This window comes from Morganella sp. TYF_1 (genome assembly GCF_043105645.1).
Taxonomy (GTDB): Bacteria; Pseudomonadota; Gammaproteobacteria; order Enterobacterales; family Enterobacteriaceae; genus Morganella; species Morganella morganii_B.
On record NZ_JBICLU010000012.1, the window covers coordinates 16994 to 40806 of the forward strand.

21 protein-coding genes are annotated in these 23813 nt (G+C 51.6%); 6 read left to right on the top strand and 15 right to left on the bottom strand.

Annotation, left to right across the window (positions count from 1 at the left end; genetic code table 11):
* Positions 1-32: 32 nt before the first annotated feature.
* Together ACF8OF_RS04255 and ACF8OF_RS04260 are read right to left on the bottom strand one after the other, a co-directional pair.
* A complete protein-coding gene (locus ACF8OF_RS04255; RefSeq protein WP_392495816.1) occupies positions 33-2144 on the bottom strand; it encodes a peptidase domain-containing ABC transporter in 2112 nt (703 codons plus the stop codon).
* Between the two features lie 34 nt (positions 2145-2178).
* Complete coding sequence (locus ACF8OF_RS04260) at positions 2179-3576, bottom strand: HlyD family secretion protein (RefSeq protein WP_392495817.1); 1398 nt, start codon at positions 3574-3576, stop codon at positions 2179-2181.
* 527 nt (positions 3577-4103) lie between these two features.
* Between ACF8OF_RS04260 and ACF8OF_RS04265 the strand changes: the two genes are divergently transcribed.
* Positions 4104-4400 (top strand): class IIb bacteriocin, lactobin A/cerein 7B family, encoded by a 297-nt coding sequence (locus tag ACF8OF_RS04265; protein ID WP_072871976.1) that lies wholly within the window; start codon positions 4104-4106, stop codon positions 4398-4400.
* A 169-nt stretch (positions 4401-4569) separates the two neighbouring features.
* Here the strand turns inward: ACF8OF_RS04265 and ACF8OF_RS04270 are convergent, their stop codons facing one another.
* Both ACF8OF_RS04270 and ACF8OF_RS04275 read right to left on the bottom strand, forming a co-directional pair.
* Positions 4570-5397: a phosphoenolpyruvate hydrolase family protein gene (locus ACF8OF_RS04270; RefSeq protein WP_072871975.1), complete on the bottom strand. Its 828-nt coding sequence runs from the start codon at positions 5395-5397 to the stop codon at positions 4570-4572.
* An 11-nt stretch (positions 5398-5408) separates the two neighbouring features.
* Positions 5409-6623, bottom strand: a complete 1215-nt coding sequence (locus tag ACF8OF_RS04275) for a Tm-1-like ATP-binding domain-containing protein (RefSeq protein WP_369444362.1) — start codon at positions 6621-6623, stop codon at positions 5409-5411.
* 217 nt (positions 6624-6840) lie between these two features.
* On the opposite strand from ACF8OF_RS04275, the gene ACF8OF_RS04280 reads away from it, so the two are divergent.
* Together ACF8OF_RS04280 and ACF8OF_RS04285 are read left to right on the top strand one after the other, a co-directional pair.
* Positions 6841-7488 (top strand): TetR/AcrR family transcriptional regulator, encoded by a 648-nt coding sequence (locus ACF8OF_RS04280; RefSeq protein WP_392495818.1) that lies wholly within the window; start codon positions 6841-6843, stop codon positions 7486-7488.
* A 149-nt stretch (positions 7489-7637) separates the two neighbouring features.
* Positions 7638-8666, top strand: a complete 1029-nt coding sequence (locus ACF8OF_RS04285; protein ID WP_262858889.1) for an AbrB family transcriptional regulator — start codon at positions 7638-7640, stop codon at positions 8664-8666.
* A gap of 17 nt (positions 8667-8683) precedes the next feature.
* Here ACF8OF_RS04285 and ACF8OF_RS04290 read toward each other — a convergent pair whose 3' ends face one another.
* A complete protein-coding gene (locus ACF8OF_RS04290) occupies positions 8684-9166 on the bottom strand; it encodes a hypothetical protein (protein WP_392495819.1) in 483 nt (160 codons plus the stop codon).
* 208 nt (positions 9167-9374) lie between these two features.
* On the opposite strand from ACF8OF_RS04290, the gene ACF8OF_RS04295 reads away from it, so the two are divergent.
* Complete coding sequence (locus tag ACF8OF_RS04295; RefSeq protein ID WP_392495820.1) at positions 9375-10991, top strand: amidohydrolase family protein; 1617 nt, start codon at positions 9375-9377, stop codon at positions 10989-10991.
* Between the two features lie 70 nt (positions 10992-11061).
* On the opposite strand, the gene fbpC is transcribed toward ACF8OF_RS04295, so the two are convergent.
* From fbpC to ACF8OF_RS04330, 7 genes are all read right to left on the bottom strand, one after another.
* Positions 11062-12111, bottom strand: a complete 1050-nt coding sequence (gene fbpC / locus ACF8OF_RS04300) for a ferric ABC transporter ATP-binding protein (protein ID WP_392495821.1) — start codon at positions 12109-12111, stop codon at positions 11062-11064.
* 16 nt (positions 12112-12127) lie between these two features.
* Positions 12128-14206, bottom strand: coding sequence for an iron ABC transporter permease (locus ACF8OF_RS04305; protein ID WP_279796034.1), 2079 nt, complete (start codon positions 14204-14206; stop codon positions 12128-12130).
* Between the two features lie 106 nt (positions 14207-14312).
* Complete coding sequence (locus tag ACF8OF_RS04310; RefSeq protein WP_004236012.1) at positions 14313-15344, bottom strand: ABC transporter substrate-binding protein; 1032 nt, start codon at positions 15342-15344, stop codon at positions 14313-14315.
* Between the two features lie 17 nt (positions 15345-15361).
* Complete coding sequence (gene uhpC, locus ACF8OF_RS04315; RefSeq protein ID WP_279796033.1) at positions 15362-16690, bottom strand: MFS transporter family glucose-6-phosphate receptor UhpC; 1329 nt, start codon at positions 16688-16690, stop codon at positions 15362-15364.
* 86 nt (positions 16691-16776) lie between these two features.
* Entirely contained in the window at positions 16777-18324 is a 1548-nt protein-coding gene (locus ACF8OF_RS04320) for an MASE1 domain-containing protein (RefSeq protein ID WP_392495822.1), read from the bottom strand.
* Between the two features lie 3 nt (positions 18325-18327).
* Positions 18328-18957, bottom strand: coding sequence for a response regulator transcription factor (locus ACF8OF_RS04325; protein ID WP_262858949.1), 630 nt, complete (start codon positions 18955-18957; stop codon positions 18328-18330).
* A 143-nt stretch (positions 18958-19100) separates the two neighbouring features.
* Positions 19101-19445, bottom strand: coding sequence for a YacC family pilotin-like protein (locus ACF8OF_RS04330; protein ID WP_392495823.1), 345 nt, complete (start codon positions 19443-19445; stop codon positions 19101-19103).
* A gap of 213 nt (positions 19446-19658) precedes the next feature.
* On the opposite strand from ACF8OF_RS04330, the gene cueO reads away from it, so the two are divergent.
* Positions 19659-21245, top strand: coding sequence for a multicopper oxidase CueO (gene cueO / locus ACF8OF_RS04335; RefSeq protein WP_392495824.1), 1587 nt, complete (start codon positions 19659-19661; stop codon positions 21243-21245).
* 153 nt (positions 21246-21398) lie between these two features.
* A complete protein-coding gene (gene hpt, locus ACF8OF_RS04340; protein WP_279796031.1) occupies positions 21399-21938 on the top strand; it encodes a hypoxanthine phosphoribosyltransferase in 540 nt (179 codons plus the stop codon).
* A gap of 57 nt (positions 21939-21995) precedes the next feature.
* Here the strand turns inward: hpt and ACF8OF_RS04345 are convergent, their stop codons facing one another.
* The 3 genes from ACF8OF_RS04345 to can all read right to left on the bottom strand — a co-directional run bounded on the left by ACF8OF_RS04345 (position 21996) and on the right by can (position 23809).
* Positions 21996-22433: a hypothetical protein gene (locus tag ACF8OF_RS04345; RefSeq protein WP_392495826.1), complete on the bottom strand. Its 438-nt coding sequence runs from the start codon at positions 22431-22433 to the stop codon at positions 21996-21998.
* Positions 22420-22890, bottom strand: coding sequence for a hypothetical protein (locus ACF8OF_RS04350; RefSeq protein ID WP_392495827.1), 471 nt, complete (start codon positions 22888-22890; stop codon positions 22420-22422). Before ACF8OF_RS04350 ends, ACF8OF_RS04345 begins: the two co-directional genes overlap by 14 nt.
* 259 nt (positions 22891-23149) lie before the next feature.
* Complete coding sequence (gene can, locus ACF8OF_RS04355) at positions 23150-23809, bottom strand: carbonate dehydratase (RefSeq protein ID WP_025154028.1); 660 nt, start codon at positions 23807-23809, stop codon at positions 23150-23152.
* Between the last annotated feature and the right edge of the window lie 4 nt (positions 23810-23813).

Sequence of the window (23813 nt, forward strand, 5' to 3'; positions counted from 1 at the left end):
AGCCTGTTGCCGGTTTACCGGTAAGCGATGACTTAAGCGGCAGGATTGTTGAGATTAATGATCCTGTCCGCTGACTCAATCGTCGATTCGCGGTGCGCAATAATAATCCGCGTGATCGGTAACTGGCGGATCGCCTGATTGACGTAAGATTCGCTCTCTTTATCCAGTGCGCTGGTGGCCTCGTCCATAAACAGGATCCGGGGTCTGCGGTACAGCGCACGGGCGATAAATATCCGCTGTTTCTGCCCGCCGGACAGCCCTTCGCCCAACTCGCCGATCAGTGTTTCATAGCCCATCGGCATCGATATAATCACGTCATGAATATAACTGGCCTGCGCACAGGCGATCATCAGCTGTTCGTCGGGATTTTCGGTGAACCCGCAGATATTTTCGCGGATCGAGCCGGAAAACAGTTTGTCATCCTGCATCACGCAGGCGATCATTTTATGGTAGTTATTCACGCCGAGCTGGCGGATATCAATGTTATCAATAAATACTTTGCCGTCTGACGGCTCAAACAGCCCGCACAGCACTTTCATCAGCGTGGTTTTTCCCGAGCCGGACGGCCCGGTGATGGCCACGCTTTCGCCGGGGGCGACCGACAGATTAATATCGCGGAAGATCGGCGCAGACTGGCTGTCGTAGCTGTACGCCAGATTGCGGGTTTCCAGCCCGGCGGCCTGCATCTGCGGCTCGTACGGTACATCCGGCTTTTTATTTTCCTGTTCGTTGAGGGCGATATCGGAAATACGTTCGTTATGCAGGCTCATGATGCGCAGTTGCAGCAGGAACTCAATGATGGAGGCCGCGCGGTCAGAAAACTGCTCACGGTAGGCGCTGAACGCGACAAACATCCCGAGGGTCATGGCGTTGTTGATGACCATCGTCGCGCCGATCCACAGGATGACAATCTGGTCGCAGGCCATGATAAAAGTATTCACCCCGCCGAACATCAGATTCATTTTAGTCAGGCGGATGCCGGTATTGATCGAATCGACTTTCAGATTCAGCCAGTGATTCCCCCGGCGTTCGCTCATACCCTGGGTTTTCACCGTGGTGATACCGTAGAGGGATTCCATAAAATACGACCCGGCGCGTGCTTCTTTGATCAGTGATTCCTCCGACAGCTGACGGTAATAACGGTAGGTCGCCAGCCGCAGCCCGATATACACGGCGGTAAACCCGAGCACAATCCAGGTGAGATGGCCGCCGTAGAGGATCATCATGATAAACACACCGACCAGCATGATACCGTCCATGATCGCCCCGACCACGCTGGTGGTAAAGGTGGTGCGCAGAATATCCAGCGAGCCGAAACGGGACTGAATATCCCCGAGTTTACGCCGCTCAAAATAGCTGAGCGGCAGCCGCAGCAGATGAGCGAATAATCCGGATTGCCACTGGACGTTGATCAGGGTTTCCATCACCAGACTCGCCCAGGCGCGGCACATACTGACCGCCGCTTTCAGCAGAATAAAGAACAGCAGCCCGACACAAATCAGGGACAATAACCCCTGATCACCGGCAGGAATAGCGTGATCCATCACCAGCTGTGTGCCGACCGGCATAATCAGGCCGATGGCTTCAATCACCACGGAGAAGGCGAAGATTTTCAGCAGCGCTTTTTTCAGCCCGTGAATATTACCGATAAGCTTACGCAGACTGAGTTTTTTCACCACCTCCTGCTTTGTGAAGGTGCTGCCGGGCCAGGCTTCCAGCGCCACGCCGGTAAAATTGCGCGACATCTCCTCAATACCGACCACCCGGCGGCCATACGCCGGGTCATGCAGGATAAATTTGTTGCCGCTGATTTTCACCAGTACCAGAAAGTGATTGAAATCCCAGTGCAAAATACACGGCAGGCGCAGATTCTGCAGGTCATCCATATCCAGTGACAGGGCGCGGGTGGTCATGCCCAGTTCGGCTGCCATGCCGGTCAGTCCGGCCAGGGTCGCGCCGCGGGCCGAGAGATTGAACTGATGACGCAGGGAAATCAGATCGATACTTTTACCGTAATGCGCGGAGATCATCGCAAGGCTGGCAAGACCGCACTCGGATGACTCCGTCTGATGAATAACCGGAATGCGCTGACGCAGACGGAGATCGAGTTTTTCCAGCAGGTTTTTCAGGGATAAACGGCGCATGCAGCCTCCCGGTCAGATAACAGCGTCCGTTCTGTCATGGTGTGTCTGCTCCTGTGGTGCCGAATACGCCCAGTGAAGTGGCTGCCGGTGTCGTGTCTTTATTGCGATCCGGCTGCGGGATCTCAGCCGCTGTGGCCGGTTTTTCTGTTTCCCCGGTGAATGCCACCGGCCCGGAGGCGCTCTGTTTCATGTCATAGAACGGCGATACCATCCACTGATAGATTTTGCGTTTTTCCAGAAACAGGGTGGTATTGGCTTTCATGCCGTTTTGCAGACTGAGCCCGCGGCCGTCATAGGTGATCATCTGTTTTTCCGGGCGTACAATGACTTTGTAATAGGGGATGGATTGCGGCATCTGACTGACTTTCGGCGCGCCGGCATAGGTCATCATTTCCTGTGCCGAGGCGGGGGTTTTGGAAATCACCTGAATGGTGGCGGCAAACTGGCCGAATTTTTCCGCCGGGAAGGCTTCATAACGGATATTCACCGCATCACCGACATTCAGATAAGGCAGCGCATCATTGGGCACCCAGAGCACCAGCCAGTACTGACGGATATTTTCCGGCAGGATCTGCAGCAGGGTATCGCCGGGGTTGACCATCTGACCGACGGTTACGCCGAGAGAATCCACCCGGCCGTCTGTCAGGGCGCGGATGATAATCTCGCCACCGACATCCGTATTGACCATCTCTTTCTGCAACTCATAGCGCTGCAGTTCCATCTGATAAATCCGGTTATCAAATTCTGCGGCCTGAGTCAGGATCTGGCTCTCCAGCGCGGTAATCTGCAGCGCATTCTGCTCATTTTGTCCGCTTAAGTTCAGCAGGCTGTTCTGCTGGGAATAATAAGTCACTACCTGATTAAGTAGCTGATCTTTATTAATTAATCCCTGTTTCTGATAACCCCGGTAACTCTCCATATTTTGTTTCATAATGGCGATCCCTTCTTCGGCACGTTTTACAATGCCTTCCGAGCGCTTATAGGCATCGATATAAAGGGATTTTTGTTTTTCGAGGGCATCGAGGGTATCGCGCTTATTATCCTCGAGGCGGGAAATCATACTATCAATACGCAAAAGCTGATTTTCAATTTCACGGCGCTGATTATCACTCACCACGCCGCTGGAGGTTGTTTTGCTGACATCAATAACATAGATCGGGTCGCCTTTTTTAATATGCTGGCCTTCACGGACATATTGTTTCGTGACAAATCCCTGGGCATTTGCATAAATCGTCACCGCGCGCGGGAATGTGGTGACTTCACCCGTGGCAGTGACCTGCCGGGTGTAAGATCCGAAAATAATAAAAATAAGAAAAACGATCAGGAATACGGAACATGCCGTCATAATTATCCATAACGGAACTCCGGGAAGTAATAATGCTTTGCCCCGCCATTTCATTTTTCTGTTATCGAGCGCTTCCTGCCGGAACAATATGGACTCCAATCCTTCATCATACGGAGAATAAATAAAATTACTGAGGTATGTTTTTGTTCAGACAGCAATTCTAATCGCAGCGGTTTTTTTATCGTATCCGAATTTATACCTATTTATTCCTAATAAGCAGAGTAAGAAGGGGGTTACCGGTTATTATCAGAATTTTCGCAATGAATGTATTTTTGACATTATTTTTACTTTTAAGTAAAGGTGTATTTTAATATTGTGAGTATAAAACAAGCAAAATAAGATAACATATTGTCATTACTACTTATTATTTTCGAAACTTTTTGTGTGAACAAAAGGGAGTGAGTTATCTTATTCTTCGTAAAAATACATAAAGGTGAATATTGAAAAACTCGAAAAAATTAATGAATGCACTTTTTTTTAAAATACAAATAGGTATATACTCAGCAACAATTACAGGAATGCAGGTTAATTTTCTGTAATCAAAACTGTTCTTTTCAATCATGAAAAAAGCAGTAAAGGACAACATTCCCTTCGGAAATATAAAGGAATAAACAATGAAAGAATTAACAGTTCAGGAAATGAATGAAGTTAATGGTGGTTTATTAGGCCTGGGTCTGGTATTCGGTGGTATTGGTGCTGCAATGGGGACAACTATCGGCGGTATCGTTGATGCAGGTTGTGCTGCCGGCGGTTATCAGACTAATTTTAAAGCATCCGGCGCAATGCTGGGTGGCGGTATCGGTGCGGCTGTCGGCCTGAGCCCGATCCTGGCAACAGCGGGTATCGGTTTTGGCGTGACCAGCATTGTTGATAATGCCAAAAGCATTAAAGCACAGAAAGGCCGTGCATAATTAAATTCAGTATTATTATGGATGTTAAAAGGGATATTTACCCGTAATAAATCTGAATCTTATTGTATATCAATCCGCTGACTCATGAGGGCGGATTTTTGATGTTAAAAAAATGCCTGCAACAGAGATTGCAGGCACCCGGTGTTGACTTAAAAAATAAATAATTTAATTATCTTGTTATATTTTTAAACGCTTCGGTGGTGGCTTTTAATGCCACTTCTGTCGGTAAACGCTCCATGGAACTGGCCCCGTAAAAACCGTGGCAGTCCGGGCAGCGATCTAAAATGTATTGTGCATCTTCCGGGGTCGCGATAGGGCCGCCGTGACACAATACAATAATGTCCGGACGGATGGCTTTAGCCGCTTTCGCCCAGTCATTGATCATCTCAACACAGTCATCCAGCGTGGTGGCGGTTTCCGCCCCGATATTACCGCCGGTGGTCAGGCCCATATGCGGCACGAGGATATCCGCACCGGCTTCGGTCATGGCAATAGCATCTTCACGGCTGAAAACATACGGTGTGGTCAGCAGATCTTTTTCACGTGCCTTGCGGATCATCTCGACTTCCAGCGCATAACCCATGCCGGTTTCTTCCAGATTGGCACGGAATTTACCGTCGATCAGACCGACCGTCGGGAAGTTCTGCACGCCGGAAAATCCGGTGGCTTTGATATCGTCGAGGAATTTATCAAACTGACAGAACGGATCGGTGCCGTTAACACCCGCCAAAACCGGCGTATGTTTCACGACCGGCAGCACTTCTTTTGCCATATCCATGACGATTTCATTGGCATTACCGTAAGCCAGCAGACCGGCCAGCGAGCCGCGTCCTGCCATGCGGTAACGGCCGGAGTTATAGATAACGATGAGATCGATACCGCCGGCTTCCTCACATTTTGCTGACAGACCGGTACCGGCACCGCCGCCGATAATCGGCTCACCACGTGAAATCATGTCATTGAATTTTTTCAGTAATGCGTCACGGGAAAGTGGCATCTTGTGTCTCCTTATTTCGCCCGTAATTGCTGGTGTTGGTTAATGACAAAACGGGTAAATTCCGGGTCATTAATGTGATACGGGCATTTGCGTAAAATACGTTTTTCTGTTTGTTTATAATAAGTTTCGAACGCCTCAATAAAGGCGCGGTCCGCTTCCGGCGACCAGAACGGCATACCTTCAGCATCGAGGGCGGAAAAACCGCCTTCCGGAATGATAAAAATAACATCACCGTGACACTGGTTGAGTTTTTCCGCAATCCAGCGTCCCATCTGTGCATTTTCTTCCGGGGTAGTCCGCATCAGGGTGACCTGGGCGTTGTGGTGATAAAACTGACGATCGGCGTATTTTTCCGGTACGGTGGACGGGCGGCCGAAATTGACCATATCCAGAGCACCGCAGGAGCCGATATACGGCGTCTGTGAACGGGCAATAGCACCGAAACGGTCTTCATCACAGGCGAGAACGCCGCCGAAAAGATAATCACACACTTCCGTGGTGGTCAGGTCAAGGATACTGTCGAACAGATGGTCATCCGCCAGTTTTTCCATGGCTTTACCGCCGCTGCCGGTCGCGTGAAAGACCAGACAATCGTAATCCGCTTCCAGCTCTTTGCTGATTTGCTGGATACACGGTGTGGTGACACCGAACATGGTCAGGGCAATAGCCGGTTTATCAGTCACCTGCTCTTCCTGACAGAAGTAAACCGCCCCGGCAATCTGGTTAGCCGCATTACGGAGAACTTTACGTGAAATTCGGTTCAGGCCGGAGACATCAGTGACAGAGTAGAGCATGGCAATATCGCTTGCGCCGATATAGCCGGAAATATCACCGGAGGCCATGGTGGAAACCATGAGTTTGGGGATGCCGACAGGCAGGGATTGCATTGCTGGTGTAATCAGTGCCGTTCCACCGGATCCGCCTAAACCGAGAAGTGCTGCAATATCATTTTGTTTTGCAAGGAAACGTTCAAAGGCGACAGCCATTGCCGCGATAGCACGACCGCGGTCGCCGCAGAAAACCGCGCTTTCGCCGTCAGGGTGACAGGCGGCAACATCACGGGCGCAGACATCCGCTTCCCGGGCCAGCTGGCCGGGTTTTGTGGTTAAATCCACTGTTTTTACCGTGAGGCCGGTGCGCTGAATCAGCTCACTGACATAAAAAATCTCATCACTTTTGGTATCGAGCGTTGTGGCGATATAGACAGCGCCTTTATTGCTGTTCATGGTTAACCTCAAAGGGATATCGGATATCTGATAACGCATCATAACCAGAATGAGACTGTAGTATCATTTTGTTTGACGGATTTTGAGACATGCATCTCAATTTGTCTATCTTTAAATCAGTTTTTTGATAAAAAAACACCATAAGGGTGTTGCAGGCGGGGATGTTGTGTAAGATAGCCGCGCGAAATTCACCGAAAATTGTTAAAGGAAATCAGTTATGGCCTGTACTGATGATGGGGCACCTTACTCCGGCACACGGAAGCGGACATTTAATCTGCTGGTCAATACCGCGCTGGCCCTGTTTGAGCAGGGTGCAATGCCCTCAGTCTCTGAGCTGGCAGCAGAAGCCGGCGTGTCACGGGCAACGGCTTACCGCTATTTTCCGACACAAAGTGATTTAATCGCCGCCACCGTGGATGCCAGTCTCGGCCCGATTCTGACCTGGCGCTCTGACAGCCCGGAAACCCGCGACCGGATGGAACAATTACTGGCTTTCGCGTATCCGCAGATGTTCCGCCACGAAGGCGCACTGCGTGCGGCACTGTATGTGTCGTTGCAGCAGTGGGCGCAGGATCGCTCGGCATCGGCCAAATCCCAGATTAATGAAGAGAAAAAACTGGTCAGAGGGCACCGTAAGGCGATTCTGGCGAATGTTACCGAGCCGCTGAAGGCGCATGTCGATCAGGAAACACTGGATAAAGTGATCCGCGCGTTCTCGCTGGTGTACGGCTCGGAAGTGTTCCTGGTGATGAAAGATATCTGGAAAATGAATGACGGTGAAGTCATTGATATTACACAGTGGATGGCAAAAGCGATTCTGAATCAGGCCATGGCGGACAGCCTTGAACACGATGAACAGCCGTAATCACGGCTGTTTTCTTATCTGCCATGCACCACACCGATTTCCGCTTCTGATGGCGAGAAAGTTACCCGCATAATTATATCCCCTGTAATTAATTGATTCCGGTGATAGACTGATTTCCTGTTCCGGCAACCGGCTGACATTATAACAATATGAATATTATCAAAACAGCAGCGGGGATTTCGGCCTGTTTCGCTGCCGGATTATTGCTGGCGTACCTGAACGTGCCGATGGCGCTGATGTTCGGTCCCATTATTCTGATTATTATTGCGCACCGTTTCACCATTTCGCTCACTATTCCGAAGGGAACATTAACCTTTGTTCAGATGGTGCTCGGAACATCCGTCGGGCTGATGTTTACCCGTGTCGATCTCAGCCAGTTTGATCATCTTCTGCTGATTATGCTCACCATGGTGTCGTGTCTCGCGGTGCAGTTTACCGTCAGTTTCCTCTGGTTCCGCAAACGGGTGGGGTGGTCAGTTCAGGAATCTCTGCTGGGTGCGGTGCCCGGGGCAATGGCGGCGATTCTGGCGCTGATGGACCACACCGGTACACCGCCGCAGAAGGTGGTGATTTCCCATACTATCCGCCTGATCATTCTGATTATGCTGGCGGGAGTGGTGGTCGGCAGTGATCATCCTGTCCCGTCGCCTGCTGATATTCCGCCGCAGAGCCTGGTGTCCGTACTGTGGCTGCTGGTGATTGCGGTGTGCGGGTATTTATCCGGCAAAGCGCTGGAAAAAATCAATGTTCCGGCACCGTTTATGCTGACATCACTGGGCACGGCGATTGCTGTTCAGAGCGTGGTGAGTACTTACATTGTTTTTCCGCTGCCGCTGAATGATATCAGTATGACGCTGATCGGCATGTATATCGGGAGCTATTTTGTCCTGTTTCCGCTGAGGTCACTGCTGCGCAATATGGTGACTTCCGCGCAGGTGGTACTGATCAATATTGTGCTGACTGCACTGATTGCATTCGGAGCATCTCACCTGACCGGCTTCTCCTTCCCGATGTTGCTGCTTTCCTGGGCGCCGGGCAGCATGGAAGCGATGACATTCGCTGCAATTGCCATGGGGATAGATGCGGGTTTTGTTATGCTCAACCATATTCTCCGCATGCTGATTATTCAGAGCGTGCCGTCGGTGGTGCTGTATATTCAGGAACGGCGGAGTAAATAATTAAGCGTAGTAAGTAATTACTCCGCTTTTTTCACCGTCAGCCGCAGGGAATAGACCGGATCAGAACTTCCGCACATGGTGCGGTAGGCTGCACCTTTGATGTTTATCCGGACGTTGCCGCGCCCCGGCGGCGTTCCCTGCAAACGGGCGGCGATCAGCGGGCGTTCATCTGCTTTCATCACCTGTGTCTGCCACTCCTCTTCGGTGATCAGCGGGAGCCATTCCCCGGCCTCATTTTTTGACATCAGTGTGACGGTCATCCAGTCCGGTTTCTCACTGACATAAAACGGGATCATCCCGGTATGCCGGGCGATTTCCGCAGTCTGATCATACGGCTGATCTGTCACGCCATCCGGCAGCGCGATTTTTGTCACTGATTCTGACGGCGTAAACAGGGTCATACTGCCGCACATGGCACCATAAAATACCCCGCAACCGCTTAACATCCCGCACAGCAGCAGTACAGAGAGCCCTCTGAGAAAGGTATGGGACAGTCGCATTATGATTTCTTCCCTGATATTCATATAAAAAACGCATCAGGCAGTATAAAAAAAGATGACAGAAAAAACTGTGCCCGGTGTCTGTCCGTACAGAAAATCACACAATATGTACTGGTTAATACGAATTACTCTTGTTACACTTTTTCAAAGTGTACTAATTAGTACATTTTTATGGGTGTCTGTTAACCGTGTGAGGAGTAATAATCAAATGACAGAAAAAGCGCAGGATCCGTCAAGACGATCTTTCCTGAAAAATGCCGGTCTCGGCACAATGGGGCTGGCGGCCGGTGCGCTCGGCAGCCATTCCGCATTAGCAGGCGGAAGCGCTGTGCTGGCGGGGGACAATGATAAAAATAAACGCTATATCAAAACAGATAAACAAAACAAACTGATTTATAACGGTTATCTGATCACCATGGATGAAAAATATGGTGATATTGCTGACGGGGCGGTACTGATTGACGGCGATAAAATTGTCGATATCGGCCCGGTGTCCAAATTCGCCGGGGTGGATGCGGAACTGATTGATGCAGACGGCGGTATTATTTTGCCGGGGATTATCGACAGTCACCGTCATACCTGGATGTCACTGCTGCGCGGGATTTCTGCGGATATGTCACTGGCCGGCTTCCTCGGGTCCACGTTCTACGGCATCGGTTCAGTCATGGAGCCGGACGATATCCGCATGGCCGCGCTGGTGGGATCGGTTGAGGCACTGAATGCCGGGGTGACCACCATTCTTGACTGTTGTGATTGTGTTAACTCACCGGATCATGCCCCGGCAGCGATTGAATCCCTGCGTGCTTCCGGTATCCGCAGTATCTATGCCTACGGTATGCAGGCATATGATTATAAAGGCAGCAACCGCTTCCGCAGCCATCAGCAGCGTCTGGATGTGATGAAAAATATTCATCAGCACTATTACGGCTACAGCAACCGTAGTCTGAATCAGATGGGGGTTCTGCTGAGCGATTTCGGCACCATTCCGTTTGCCGATACCGCAAAAGAGATTGAGCTGGCGAATAAGCTGGGCATTTTTGTCGCATCCCATACCGGGGCGGCAGAAAAATCTATTCTGCTGAAAGGGCTGCATGAGCTGAAACACAATAATCTGCTTAAGCCCGGTCATCTCCATATCCACTGTACGTCACTGGACAACAGCGAGTGGAAGATCCTGAAAGAGACCGGCGGTAAAGTCTCTATCGCGCCGGAAACCGAAATGCAGATGGGGATGGGACGTCCGCCGTTCCGCGCCAGTCTTGATCACGGCTTTAAACCGGGTCTGAGCAGCGACATAGTGTGTGTCGGCTCCGGTGACCTGTTCTCACAGATGCGTCTGGGTCTTCAGTTCCAGCGCTGTATGGACAACGAAGCAGAAGCAAACCGCACCGGTAAAACCACCACCAAAATTGACCTGAGTGTGCGTGATGCGCTGACCTGGGCAACACACGGCAGTGCGGAAGCAATGGGGATGGAGAAAGAGATCGGCTCCATCAGCAAAGGTAAAAAAGCGGATATTATTATCGTTTCCCAGAAAGAAGCCTTTGTGCCGTCCAGTTATCCGGCGGGTTCAGTCGTATTGCAAACCACCGCGTCCGGGGTGGATACCGTTATCGTCAACGGGGATGTGAAAAAACGTTTTGGTCAGCTGACACAACAGAATACCGATAAAATCCGTTCTGATGCGACAGAAGCACTGCACCGTATTCAGAAAGCGGCGAAAAAGCTGCCGAAGCAGACCGCAGAGGAGGTGGCAACCTTCTTTGATGCTGCTCAGGAGCAGGCGCGTGAGAATTTCTCAGCCGGTTACCGCTATAAAAAATAATTGACCGTGCCGTGTGAGCAGCACAAAAAAACCGCTTCCGGGAGGAAGCGGTTTTGCATTCAGGGGAAAATTACTGCTCTTCCGGCAGAATAAACATGCCGTAAGGGTGGATTTGCAGGAACAGACTGTCACCGACAGACGGCTGCAATTGTGTGGCGTTAATCTGCAACAGTATAGATTGTCCGTGCCAATCGACGGTCACTTCATACTGCGGTCCCATATAGGCCACATGAGACACGGTACAGCGCTGGCTCTCATCACCCTCCAAACTCAGGGTAATGGCTTCCGGACGCACACCGACGGTGACACTGCTTTTGTCCGTGATGAACTGCGGCGGACGCGGCAGGCGGTAGCTGAAAATCTCAACGGCGTCACCGGTCAGTGTCGCCGGGAAGATATTGGCATCACCCATAAAGCTCGCCATAAACTTCGAGGCAGGCTGTCGATACAGTTCCTGCGGCGATCCCAGCTGCATGATTTTCCCTTTATTCATCACCAGCACCATATCCGAGACTGCAAAGGCCTCGCTCTGATCGTGGGTCACATACAGGGAGGTGATATTAAACTGCTGCTGCAATTCACGGATTTTTTCCCGCATGCTGCGGCGCAGGTTGGCATCGAGGTTACTCAGCGGCTCATCAAATAACAGCACTTTCGGTTTGAGGATCAGCGCACGGGCCAGCGCAACACGCTGCTGCTGCCCGCCGGAGATCTGATCGACAAAGCGATCCGCGAATCCGGCCAGATCCACCAGCTCCAGGGCTTCCTCCACCCGCTCTTTCACTTCCGCTTTCGGGCGGCCCAGCATTTTCAGCCCGTAACCAACGTTATCGCCGAGGGACATATGCGGGAACAGCGCGTAAGACTGGAACACCATACAAATATCACGCTGCTGGATGGAACGGTCTGTGACATCCTCGCCATCGATGAACATTTTGCCTTCGGTCGGTTTTTCCAGCCCCGCCACCAGACGCAGCACGGTGGTTTTTCCGCAGCCGGACGGGCCGAGCAGGGTGACCATGCTGCCCGCCGGAATAGAAAGACTTAAATCGTCGATGACCGTGTTGGTGCCAAAGCGTTTAGTCACATTTTTTAATTCAACAAAACTTTGTTGTGTCATGTCGGTTACTCCATGATTACTGTGCATTTTTGGCTTTGGAACGTGAAACACGGGCTTCGCCAATCAAAAAGTCGAACAGGAAAATAATCGCCAGCATCACGACGATCAGGATTGAGCCATAGGCAATCGCCACACCGTATTCGCCGTCTTCCACGCGGTTCAAAATATAGGCGGTTGCCACACGGGTGTCCGGTGTCACGAGGAACACAATGGCACTGACCGTGGTGATGGCGCGGACAAAGCTGTAAATCAGCGCAGACAGGATCGCCGGACGCAGCAGCGGCAGCAGGATGTGGAAGATGGTCCGCATCGAACCGGCCCGCAGGCTGAGTGACGCCTCATCCAGGGATTTGTCGATTTGCCCCAGACCGGCGATACCGGCGCGGATCCCGACCGGCACATTTCGCATTGTCATGGAGATAATCACGATTGCCGCCGTCCCGGTTAAATAGAACGGGGAATCGTTAAAGGCGAGGATATAAGACACACCCGCCACCGTACCCGGCACTGCGAAGCAGAGCATCGTGGTAAATTCGATGGTCTTTTTGCCGCGGAATTCCTGGCGCACCACAATGTAGGCGATCAGCAGGCCGAGCACGGCGGTGATTGGTGCGGCGATCCCGGCGTAGAGCAGGGTGTCGAGCAGTGAAGGCCATGCGCCGTCATTCATGCCCTGACCGAACAGCTTGATAAAGTTATCCAGGGTTAAGGTGTAATCCACGCCCCAGTTCACGGTAAAGCTGCCGTAGAAAATGCTGCCGTACAGCACCAGGTTGAAGACAACCCAGATAGCGAGGAACGTGGTGACAAACGCAACCAGCGCGGCAGGCAGCGGCTGCACATCCCCGCGGTACGATTTACCGGACACCGTGACATAAGAGCGTTTGCCGATCCACATATACTGCACGCAAAAGACCAGCAGTGAGAAGACCAGCAGAGAAGCACCGAGGGTACTGGCGGCCTGATAATCAAGCTGGGAACCGGTGATATAGAAATAGATCTGGGTGGCGAGCACGTCAAAGTTACCGCCGAGAACCAGCGGGTTACTGAAGTCTGCCAGCGACTGCACAATCACAATCAGGAAGGCATTAGCCAGCGCCGGTTTCAGCAGAGGCATAAAGACGTTGAAGAACGTCTGAAAACGGTTGGCGCGCAGGGTGTAAGACGCTTCTTCCAGTGACGGGTGAATGGTTTTGATGGCACCGTCGAGGATCATAAAGGACATCGGCGTAAAGGCGAGCACCTGAGCCAGCCAGATCCCGGTGAAACCGTACAGCCAGTTGGTGTTTTCCAACCCCGCATAAGTGGCGAGGAATTCGGTCACATAACCGGAACGTCCCATCATCAGGGTGACACCGAGGCCGACAATAAACGGTGGGGTGACAATCGGCAGGATGGAGAACACGCGACCGATAATTGCCGAGCGTTTTGCGATACGGCTGGTATAAATCGCCAGAATCAATCCGAAGAAGGTACAGCCCGCCCCGACCGCCAGTGAGAGCATCACGGAGTTCCAGATGACCTGCACAATATGGGACTGTGTGAGAATCGATACAAACGCGAACGGCGCGAAATCGCCGTTATTGTCGGTGAACATCGGGATAAAAATCGCGACACTCGGGAATACGATAAACAACGCAATCAGGCCGACCACCGCAATCAGCGAGCCGATAACAAACTGGTCACCGCCCAGCCATTCCAGGCGCTTGAGGGCGAGGGTCATGATCATGCCGAGCGAGATAAACAGCACGATAGCGGAATAACCCAGGCCTTTTCCTTCCCATACGGCGCTGACAACCGCCACCACTGCCGTCAGAACGGCGATCCCGATATCGGTATAGTGACGTCCCCGCTGGTCGCGGGATGCCGGTGTCAGCGAACGGAAAAACAGCACTGACGGCAGCAGATACCAGAGCCAGCTGACATTCAGCCCGTGCCAGCCGTAAGCGGCAAGAATTTCATCTGGTGTGGAGTCGGTTAAACCATAATCCAGGCTCCAGGACGGCAGAAGGGCAAAGCCCAGCCACGCGATCAGCAGCCATAAGAAGATGGAATCCCGTCCCTGTTTTGAAGGCAGAGTCAGGGTTTCAGACATTAAAGAATCTCCCTTGCCTGTTCTCACTCAACTGAATGAGACAAGACAATATAATTATTATAATAAAAACAAAACCGCGCGGCAGAACACCGCGCGGCAGACAACATTACTTACTCATTTTGACTTCGGTGACCCACTTGTTGATCAGATTCTTACGGGTTTCTGCATCGCCGTATTTATCCATATCGTAGTTGATCAGTTTCAGATCAGAGAGTTTCAGTGACATTGGTGAGGATTCAGCCGTGGTATTAGTCAGGATCTGGTAAGATTTACCCTCTTTCCAGCTGATTTCCTGGGCTTCTTTGGAAAGCACGAAATCAACGAACAGTTTGGCGTTGTCCATGTTACGGGCATTTTTCAGGATACTGATACCGCCGATTTCATAACCGGTGCCTTCACACGGGGAAATTAACTCCAGTGGTGCGCCGTTTTCCACTTCCAGGGAATAGTCGTGCAGGAAGCCGATACCGATAGCGGATTCACCACGGGCGGCGTTACGCGCCGGGGCAATACCGGATTTGGTGTACTGGGAGATATTGCTGTTGAGTTTTTTCAGGTAATCGAATGCCTGATCGGTGCCCCACAGCTGGTCAAATGTCGCCAGTGCGGTGTAAGCCGTACCGGAGCTCTGCGGGTCAGCAATCTGGATTTCGCCTTTGTATTCCGGCTTGGTCAGATCTTTCCAGCAGGTCGGGATTGGCAGGCCTTTTTCTTTCAGACGATCTTTGTTCACACCGAAACCTAAGATGCCGACATAAACCGCAGAGGAGTAGTTACCTTTGCGTTTGGCCGGATCACGGAACTGCGGCATGATCTGATCTAAATTCGGGGATTTGTACGCTTCCAGCAGATCCATCTCACCCGCCTGTGAGTGCGGATCTAATGTGCCGCCGTACCAGACATCAGCCTGCGGGTTGCGTTTTTCCGCTTCGATTTTGGCCAGGGTGCTGCCGGAACCGTTACGGACAAACGTGGTTTTCACATCGTATTTTTTGGCGAAAGCTTGTGTTTCAGCTTCACACATGGCGTTGGTCGCACTGCAGTAAACCACCAGACGACCGGCGGCATTTGCAGAGGTGGTAACAGCAGCCAGGGATAAACCGGCGGCAGCGAGAGCAGAGAGGGTCTTGAGTTTCATTATCAGTTCTTTCCTTATTATAGGGTTCTGTCATCGGAGAGTGAAACAGAGCCTGCCAGATGTTCCCGCTTGCTGACATTGGCTATCAGCAGCGGCATCAGCAGTAATCCCGTCAGTGCCGCAGCACTGGTCAGCAGGGTAAACATGCCCTGCCAGCCGTAATGTGCCATGACCTGCGCGAGCGGCCACCCGGCCATTGCCGCCCCTAAGTAGGCGTAAAGACCGAGGTAACCCGTTACCGTACCGGCGGCTTTTTTATGGCAATATTCTGTCGCCGCCAGTCCGATTAACATTTGCGGCCCGAATACAAAAAAGCCGGTACTGAAGAAACACGCCGCCAGCAGTCCGTAGTGATGAATCGGTATTAACCACAGGGCGCTGACAGCAATAAACAGGCCGAGGGAAAACAGCAGAATCATCGGGGCGCGCTGACCACGGAATAAAATATCCGATCCCCAGCCCGCACAGACCGCCCCCAGCAAACCGCCCAGTTCAAACAGTGACAATGTGGCATTGGCACTGAGCAGATTGCTGCCGTGTGTTTCGGATAACCACAGGTTTCCCCAGTCATTGATCGCCATCCGGATGAGATAAACGAGAATGTAGGAGAAACCGAGTAACCAGATCATCCGGTTACATAAAATGGTCTCTTTCAGGATCACCCGCATCGGCAGCGGCGGGGATAACTGCTCCTGGCGCAGTTCTGACGGATCATGCCGCCATTGTCCGACAGTCGGTAATCCTTCCTCCTGCGGCGTGCCGTGTAAGCGGCGGCACAGCCACAGGCCGGTGACCATCCCGATAATGCCCGGCACTATCAGGGCGGTCTGCCAGCTGTAGCGGGTCGCCAGCCAGGCGGTCAGCAGCGGCAGGGTAATGCCGCCGAGGTTGATGGAGATATTCCATAATCCCCACCAGAAGCCGCGTTCGTTGCGCGAATACCAGTGTGTCAGAATGCGCGCGCACGGCGGCCAGCCCCAGCCCTGGAAAAAACCGTTCAGTGTCCAGACAATCAGCAGAGCAGGAAATGACAGGCACCAGGCGAACACAATATTCAGCACGCCGGTCATAAACAGTCCCGCGCCCATAAACCAGCGGTAACCGGTGATATCGTGGAAAATCCCCGATACAAATTTTGAGATGCCGTAACTCAGGTAAAACGCGGTCGCTATCAGGCCGATATCGCTTTTATCGAGATGCAGTTCTGTCTGCATCACCGGCATCACAAAGTTAAAGCTCTTGCGGGTCAGATAAAACGTGGCGTAACCGATTATCATCGATAACATCAGTTTGTTGCGCCAGAATTGATAGGTTTTATCCATGGTTTGGGTCTGTTTTCCGGCCATTACGTTATGTCCCGTTCAGGCTGCAAATGTAATCAATCTGTCAATAAAAAGGATGAGAGAAGGTAGTAGATGACTAAGAATAAGTCTTAGTTTTCGTGATTTTCATCAGAAAATGTGGGCAGGTTAACAATAATCCGGGTTCCGCCGGTGGTGGTCAGTGTCCAGTCACCGCCGAGTGCCCGGACCCGCTCTTCAATACCGCGCAGACCAAAGCCGCTGCGGCGTTTGCTCTCCGGGATACCGATGCCGTTATCAGAGACGTGAAGCTGTATCGTGTCACGTTGCTGTTTCAGGATGATGAGGATGTGAGTGGCGCCGGCATGCTTACTGATATTATTTAACAACTCCTGCACCAGCCGGTACAGGGTGAACAGCACGGTTTCATTTTCCGGCTGTTGTTCCAGTTCGTAATGAAATTCACACTGAATACCATTTTCCCCGAACGCAAATTCCGTCATCAGATGGCGCAGTGCATTTTCGAGAGACATTTCACTGAGTACCGGCGGGCGCAGTTCGCGCAGCAGCTGGCGGGTGGAGTGATGGATTTTCTGTGCCAGTTCATTGATTTGTGCCGCCGCACGACTGCTTTGCGGATCCGACGCGGTTTTTCTGACCAGCATCGACTGGATCTGAATCGCCGTGATGTTCTGGCCGATTTCATCATGCAGCTCGCGGGCAATCGCTTTTTTGACATCCTCTTCCGTATGTACCAGCTGCTGCATCAGATCCCGCCGCGCCTGTAACTCCTGCTCCAGCCGTTCGCGGTAGCGCTGTAAATTGCGCGACAACTGCTGCTGACGGCTGATGGCAATCCCGAGGCCGATACCAATCAGCGCCTGGGTGCTCATAAACATCTGTAATTCCTGCAAATCAGCAAATGCGCCGTTAAACTGGCGGGCAAAGGTAATGATCAGACTACCGAGCAGGGCAGAGAGCACACCGCCCTGCCAGCCGTAGCGGTAGGCCATAAAGACATTGGGGATAAATACCAGCAGCACCAGCAGGCGCTCAATTTCCGGGGTAAAAAAGATCTGGGCACTGAGCCCGGCCAGACAGAACAGAAAACACCACATCAGCAGCGAGGTGCGCAGCTGCGGATCCGGCGTGCCGTAATCCAGGATCAGGCGGAAATGTTGTTCATGGAGGTATTCATAGATCAGATAGACGAACGGGGTCAGCAGAATACCGCCGGTCAGCGTGGTGAGGAAAATCTGAGTAACACTCAGCGGCGTCAGCAGGCTGAACACCAGGGTATGCAGCAGACTGTTGATACCGACACCGGCGATCAGCAGTAACAGGCGCTGCCAGTATAGAGTGTAGCGCCACCAGGTGGTCTGGATAATAAAGGCGCTGATAAGGCTCAGCAGCGGCGACAGCAGGATAACCGGCTGTGACAGCAGCTGTTCCTGTGCCAGCCAGATAGTCAGCAGCAGCTCGGCGAGTAACAGCGTCGGCCAGAAGCGCCGCCACAGCAGGATCATCAGCGCCAGCCGCAAGCCTTCCGGCAGAAAAAACGCTGACAGCACACTGTTCTGACTGAGATAAAAACCGATGATCCACAGACCAATCCAGGTCAGGGAATAGGTGAACAGCAGAAATACCGACTGTAACAGCAGACGGGCACCGCGCCTCATGGCTTATTGCCCCGCGATAAGGTGATGCGCCAGGGCAAAATGAACCAGATCGATCGTGCTGTCACATTGCAGTTTGCCCAGCACATTGGCGCGGTGGACATGAACGGTTTTATGGCTGAGATCGAGTTTATCCGCTATCGCCCGCACACTCATCCCGGCCACCAGCAGATCAAACACCTCGCGCTCACGCGGGGTCAGCTCTTCCAGCGCCCGGTTCTCCGGCGGTGACTGGCGCAGCGCGCGCATGGCATCCGCACACAAATAGCAGCCGCCCTGATGCACGGAACGCACCGCCTGAACCAGCTCTTCCGGGCCGCAGCGTTTGGTGAGATACGCGCTGGCACCGGCGTCCAGCGCACTCTGCACAAAGGCGGGGGTATCATAAATACTGAGAATAATGGTACGGAAGGACGTTTTGCGCTCCCGCAGACGGGCGAGCAACTGTAATCCGTTTTCATCCGGCATGGAAATATCCATGATCACCACATCAATATCCGGACGGGTCAGTGCGGGCCAGGCTTCCGCCGCACTGGCATATTGTCCGGTGATGGTAATATCCGGCTCCAGTGTCAGGAGCTGGGCGAAACCGGATCGCACAACTACATGGTCATCAATGAGCGCTATTTTTATCATGTCCGGACAGCGTATTATCAGCAGAAAGGGATCAATATTGACAGAGGTTATACCAATATAGCGGGTGATAATCGAGGACATTCATACAGAAATCCGCTCTCCGGCTGTTTTTTTACCGCTTAACCGATTCGGGTGCCGGTAAATTATTTCACATAGGCAAGTAACGGCAGTGAATCACGGGCCAGTGCAGTACATTTGTAGTTTTCCGGCAGCTTTATCTGTTTGATGTCGAAATAGTTCTCTTTATTCATTGCCGCCATCTGCCGGGTATCATAATTGCTCATATCCCAGCGGTTACTTTTGGCAAACAGTAAGATCGCTTTTTCGATACGGGCATTCGGTAAATCCCCGTAGCCGCAATCATTTTTCAGATAAATAAAAACCGCAGTCAGTCCGGCGAGGTCTTCAGCCTGTGACGGCGTCAGCGCTTTCGCGGGCAGGGAAAGCAGCAGGGCACAGCTGAATAAAGTGTGAAGGAATAGTTTCATAGTAAGTAGTTTACCGGTAGCGCCTGTCAGTTTATGTGAAGATTTTAATAGTTTTGTCACGAATGTCATCCGCTGACTAAAGTGGTGTAAAGCCCTTATTCCCGGAAAGGGAATAGATTGACCTTACCCTTAGGGCAGGGTTTAGCCTGCGCTATAACAGAACTCAATTATTTTGTCATAGCATATCACCACTGATGATAAAGGAAGCATATCATGCAACGACGCGATTTTTTGAAATATAGCGCATTCTTAGGTGCTGCCACGATGCTGCCGGCATGGAGCCGGTTTGCTTTTGCGGCACAGGAACGCCCGGCTCTCGGTATTCCGTCGCTGTTAACGGCGGATAATGCACAAAAAATCACCCTGAATATTCAGCAGGGGAAAATGGCGTTTATTCCCGGCAAAACCACCCAAACCTGGGGATATAACGGTGATTTACTGGGCCCGGCACTAAAACTGCGGCGCGGTAAACCGGTGACAGTGGATATCGTCAATAAACTGCCGGAAGCGACCACGGTTCACTGGCACGGTCTGGAAATCAGTGGTGAGCAGGATGGCGGGCCGCAGGCCATTATCGCCCCGGGCGGCACCCGCACGGTCAGTTTCACCCCGGATCAACCGGAAGCGACCTGCTGGTTCCACCCCCACACCCACGGCAAAACCGGTCATCAGGTCGCAATGGGACTGGCGGGGCTGGTACTGATTGAGGATGACAATACCGCTTCAACCGGTCTGCCGGGTGAATGGGGCACCGATGATATCCCGGTGGTATTGCAGGATAAGCGTCTGACGGCAGACGGCGACATTGATTATCAGCTGGATGTTATGTCAGCGGCGGTCGGCTGGTTTGGTGACACCATGCTGACCAACGGTGCGGTTTACCCGCAGCATATGGCCCCGCGCGGCTGGTTGCGGCTGCGGCTGCTCAATGGCTGTAATGCCCGCAGTCTGCGGATGGCTGCCGGTGACGGGCGTCCGCTGTATGTGGTCGGCAGTGACGGCGGCCTGCTCGCCGAACCGGTGAAAGTGCAGGAGTTGCCGATGCTGCCGGGGGAACGGTTTGACGTGCTGGTGGACACATCAGACGGAAAAATGTTTGATATTGTCACCTTGCCGGTACGTCAGATGGGAATGACCCTCGCACCGTTTGATGCTCCGCTGCCGGTGCTGTCTGTCCGTCCGACACTTGATGCCGCGCGCGGCAAACTGCCGGATGTGCTGGCAGCCATGCCTGCCCTGATCGACACCTCCCGTCTGCCGGTACGTGAGTTCCGTCTGATGATGGATATGCGCCTCGATATGCAGGGCATGATGATGCTGACCGACAAATACGGCCCGCAGGCCATGGCAGGGATGGGCATGCACGGCGGCATGGGCGGTCATATGAGCGGAATGAATAACGGCCCGGGACAGAGTATGCGCGGCGGTCACTGCGGTGCCGGTGAGGTTGATCTGATGAACGCCAACAGCATCAACGGTATCCCGTTCTCCATGACCGAAAGCGCCTTTGATGTGAAACAGGGGCAGGCGGAGCGCTGGATTATCTCCGGTGTCGGCGACATGATGCTGCACCCGTTCCATATCCACGGCACCCGTTTCCGCATTCTCAGTGAAGGCGGACGCACACCGGCGGCACACCGGCAGGGCTGGAAAGATATGGTCCGGATCGAAGGTAATGTCAGCGAAGTGCTGGTGAAATTTGACCATCCGGCGACCAATGCGCATCCGTTTATGGCGCACTGTCACCTACTGGAACATGAAGATACCGGTATGATGACCGGCTTTACGGTCACGGCCTGAAGATAACATTAACCGGTGACAATCCGCGTCAGTCATGGCGCGGATACTGTTTATCTGTCCGTGGTATGCTAAACTAACGCGCTTTCTGACCGGTATTAAACCGGGTTTAATGCCGAACCACTGAAACAGCGTACCGTTGACGACAAAAAAATCATGAAGAAACACACCTTAGATACAATGATCTCCGAAGCTGAGATTCAGCAGCGTGTTGCCGATCTGGGCAGCGAAATTTCCGCACACTATCGTCACAGCAACAAAGAGCTGGTCTTAGTCGGGTTACTGAAAGGATCCTTTATTTTTATGGCTGACCTGTGCCGTAAAATTGATGTCCCGCATGAAGTCGATTTTATGACGGTATCCAGTTACGGCAGCGGCACCTCGTCCACCCGTGATGTGAAAATTGTCAAAGACCTGGACGAAGATATCCGCGGCAAAGACGTGCTGATCGTGGAAGATATCATTGACTCCGGCAATACCTTACACCGTGTGCGCGACATCCTGTCCCTGCGCGGCCCGAACTCTGTGGCTATCTGCACCCTGCTGGATAAACCGTCCCGCCGTGAGGTGGATGTCCCGGTTAACTGGGTCGGTTACGCAATCGAAGACAAATTTGTGGTCGGCTACGGCATCGATTACGCCCAGAGCTATCGTCACCTGCCGTATATCGGCCATGTAACACTGCTGGAAGCGTAATTTGTCCGGTTGTGTCGATGAAAATGGCACCGGAAGGTGCCGTTTTTTTATCTTATTTCAGCGTGTTGTCAGTTTCAGTATGATGAACTGGATAACCGGGGAAATTAGTGCTGTTAACAGCAGTAACTGATAGTCATTAAAGACTGAAAAAGGGACATCCGTTATTCCGGCCGGAAAAATGTTACCGAAGTAAATTTTACCGTAGCAGAATGTGACCAGCATAAAGGTAATGACATTAATCACAGTCATTAATATAGCGGACTGAGCGGAGATCGCTTTCCTGCCGGCAAAAATAACTAAAAATGAAATCAGACTGATACAGAAAAAACCAGCGGCAATAATGGCTTTAGTCGTAAAGATAGCCGAAATATCAGTATAAATGACGGTGGTATCCGCCGGAAAATAGATATTCATGGCAACTGATGATAAAGAATAGCCTGCCATTAAATTAATTAAACTGAATGAAAGGATCATCAGCAGATCATTTTTTCTCATAACCAGCCTTAATCATATTTAATATTTGAGTAAACTCAGTTTCATTTTTTATGATACCGAGATTGCGGTTGTTTTTATCAAATTTTCCCAGTGCTGTCGGGGTGCCCCGACCGCCCTGGTCCATAAAAAACTGAACATGAGGGTTGTTATACAATCTGACAGACGGAATAGGATCTTTGCCATAAATGAACGGAGCAGGAAGCAGGTCCTTATTGTACAGATAGTCATTTGTCAGCGCTTTTGGCAGAGTATCTTCAAATCCCGCGAAAGGCGTCACGTAAGTATCAAATCCGGCATACTCTAACCCGACAATAACTTTCCCGTTTTTTTTATCACGTTGTGAGATAATATCATTATCAAACAGTACTCTGAGTTGCTGCCATGTACTGAGGTCATTATGATTTACTTTTTTATTATCGTAAAAAACATCCTGCTCTATTTTAAGCTGAAGTACCATCCGGTATATCTGTTTCGCGGAGGGCCCGATGGTATTTGCGAGGGTCGGCAGCCCGCCTTTCGGATAAATCTGTTCTTTGATAAAATAAATGCCGGTTTCTCTGACGATCATTGTATTCATAAAAAATCCTTTAATATGAACAAAGCGGAGTGAACAGGTACTTATATAAAATCAGTATAATAAGCGCAAGATATTACGGGCGGGATGGTAATGATACGTAAGGCTGAACAGTACCCGGAGATACTGTTCAGCGGTAAGATCAGGACGACGGCATATTTGACAGTTTGGCGACGGCCTGGCGGTAGACCAGTTCCATTTTCTCACGGCTGTCAGAGCTGATATCCAGATCATGCAGCAGGCCGTTGTTAATCCCGTAGATCCAGCCGTGGATCATCACACGCTGGCCGCGTTTCCACGCTGCCTGCATAATGGTGGAGTGACCCAGGTTATACACCTGTTCGACCACGTTCAGTTCACACAGACGGTTGATACGATCCTGCGGCGCGAGTTCGCCCAGCAGGGAGCTGTGCTGATACCAGATATCGCGGATATGTAGTAACCAGTTATTGATAAGCCCCAGCTCGGTGCCTTCAATCGCGGCCTGAATACCACCGCAGTTATAGTGACCGCAGACGATGATATGTTCAACCTGGAGTACATCCACCGCATACTGGATAACTGACAGGCAGTTCAGATCGGTATGGATGACGAGGTTGGCCACATTACGGTGTACAAACAGATCGCCCGGTGCGGCGTCGATCAGTTTTTCGGCAGGAACACGGCTGTCAGAGCAGCCGATCCAGAGAAAACGGGGCTTTTGAGCCTGTGCTAACTCTTTGAAAAACTCCGGATCTTTTTCATTTACAGATTCGGACCACTGCTTGTTATGAGCAAACAGTTCTTCGATTTTTTTCATCATGACG

Coding starts and splice junctions, on each gene's coding strand:
- ACF8OF_RS04255 (WP_392495816.1), bottom strand. CDS start 2,144: ATGCGCCGTTTATCCCTGAAAAACCTGCTGGAAAAACTCGATCTCCGT.
- ACF8OF_RS04265 (WP_072871976.1), top strand. CDS start 4,104: ATGAAAGAATTAACAGTTCAGGAAATGAATGAAGTTAATGGTGGTTTA.
- ACF8OF_RS04270 (WP_072871975.1), bottom strand. CDS start 5,397: ATGCCACTTTCCCGTGACGCATTACTGAAAAAATTCAATGACATGATT.
- ACF8OF_RS04275 (WP_369444362.1), bottom strand. CDS start 6,623: ATGAACAGCAATAAAGGCGCTGTCTATATCGCCACAACGCTCGATACC.
- ACF8OF_RS04280 (WP_392495818.1), top strand. CDS start 6,841: ATGGCCTGTACTGATGATGGGGCACCTTACTCCGGCACACGGAAGCGG.
- ACF8OF_RS04285 (WP_262858889.1), top strand. CDS start 7,638: ATGAATATTATCAAAACAGCAGCGGGGATTTCGGCCTGTTTCGCTGCC.
- ACF8OF_RS04290 (WP_392495819.1), bottom strand. CDS start 9,166: ATGCGACTGTCCCATACCTTTCTCAGAGGGCTCTCTGTACTGCTGCTG.
- ACF8OF_RS04295 (WP_392495820.1), top strand. CDS start 9,375: ATGACAGAAAAAGCGCAGGATCCGTCAAGACGATCTTTCCTGAAAAAT.
- fbpC (WP_392495821.1), bottom strand. CDS start 12,111: ATGACACAACAAAGTTTTGTTGAATTAAAAAATGTGACTAAACGCTTT.
- ACF8OF_RS04305 (WP_279796034.1), bottom strand. CDS start 14,206: ATGTCTGAAACCCTGACTCTGCCTTCAAAACAGGGACGGGATTCCATC.
- ACF8OF_RS04310 (WP_004236012.1), bottom strand. CDS start 15,344: ATGAAACTCAAGACCCTCTCTGCTCTCGCTGCCGCCGGTTTATCCCTG.
- uhpC (WP_279796033.1), bottom strand. CDS start 16,690: ATGGCCGGAAAACAGACCCAAACCATGGATAAAACCTATCAATTCTGG.
- ACF8OF_RS04320 (WP_392495822.1), bottom strand. CDS start 18,324: ATGAGGCGCGGTGCCCGTCTGCTGTTACAGTCGGTATTTCTGCTGTTC.
- ACF8OF_RS04325 (WP_262858949.1), bottom strand. CDS start 18,957: ATGATAAAAATAGCGCTCATTGATGACCATGTAGTTGTGCGATCCGGT.
- ACF8OF_RS04330 (WP_392495823.1), bottom strand. CDS start 19,445: ATGAAACTATTCCTTCACACTTTATTCAGCTGTGCCCTGCTGCTTTCC.
- cueO (WP_392495824.1), top strand. CDS start 19,659: ATGCAACGACGCGATTTTTTGAAATATAGCGCATTCTTAGGTGCTGCC.
- hpt (WP_279796031.1), top strand. CDS start 21,399: ATGAAGAAACACACCTTAGATACAATGATCTCCGAAGCTGAGATTCAG.
- ACF8OF_RS04345 (WP_392495826.1), bottom strand. CDS start 22,433: ATGAGAAAAAATGATCTGCTGATGATCCTTTCATTCAGTTTAATTAAT.
- ACF8OF_RS04350 (WP_392495827.1), bottom strand. CDS start 22,890: ATGGTACTTCAGCTTAAAATAGAGCAGGATGTTTTTTACGATAATAAA.
- can (WP_025154028.1), bottom strand. CDS start 23,809: ATGATGAAAAAAATCGAAGAACTGTTTGCTCATAACAAGCAGTGGTCC.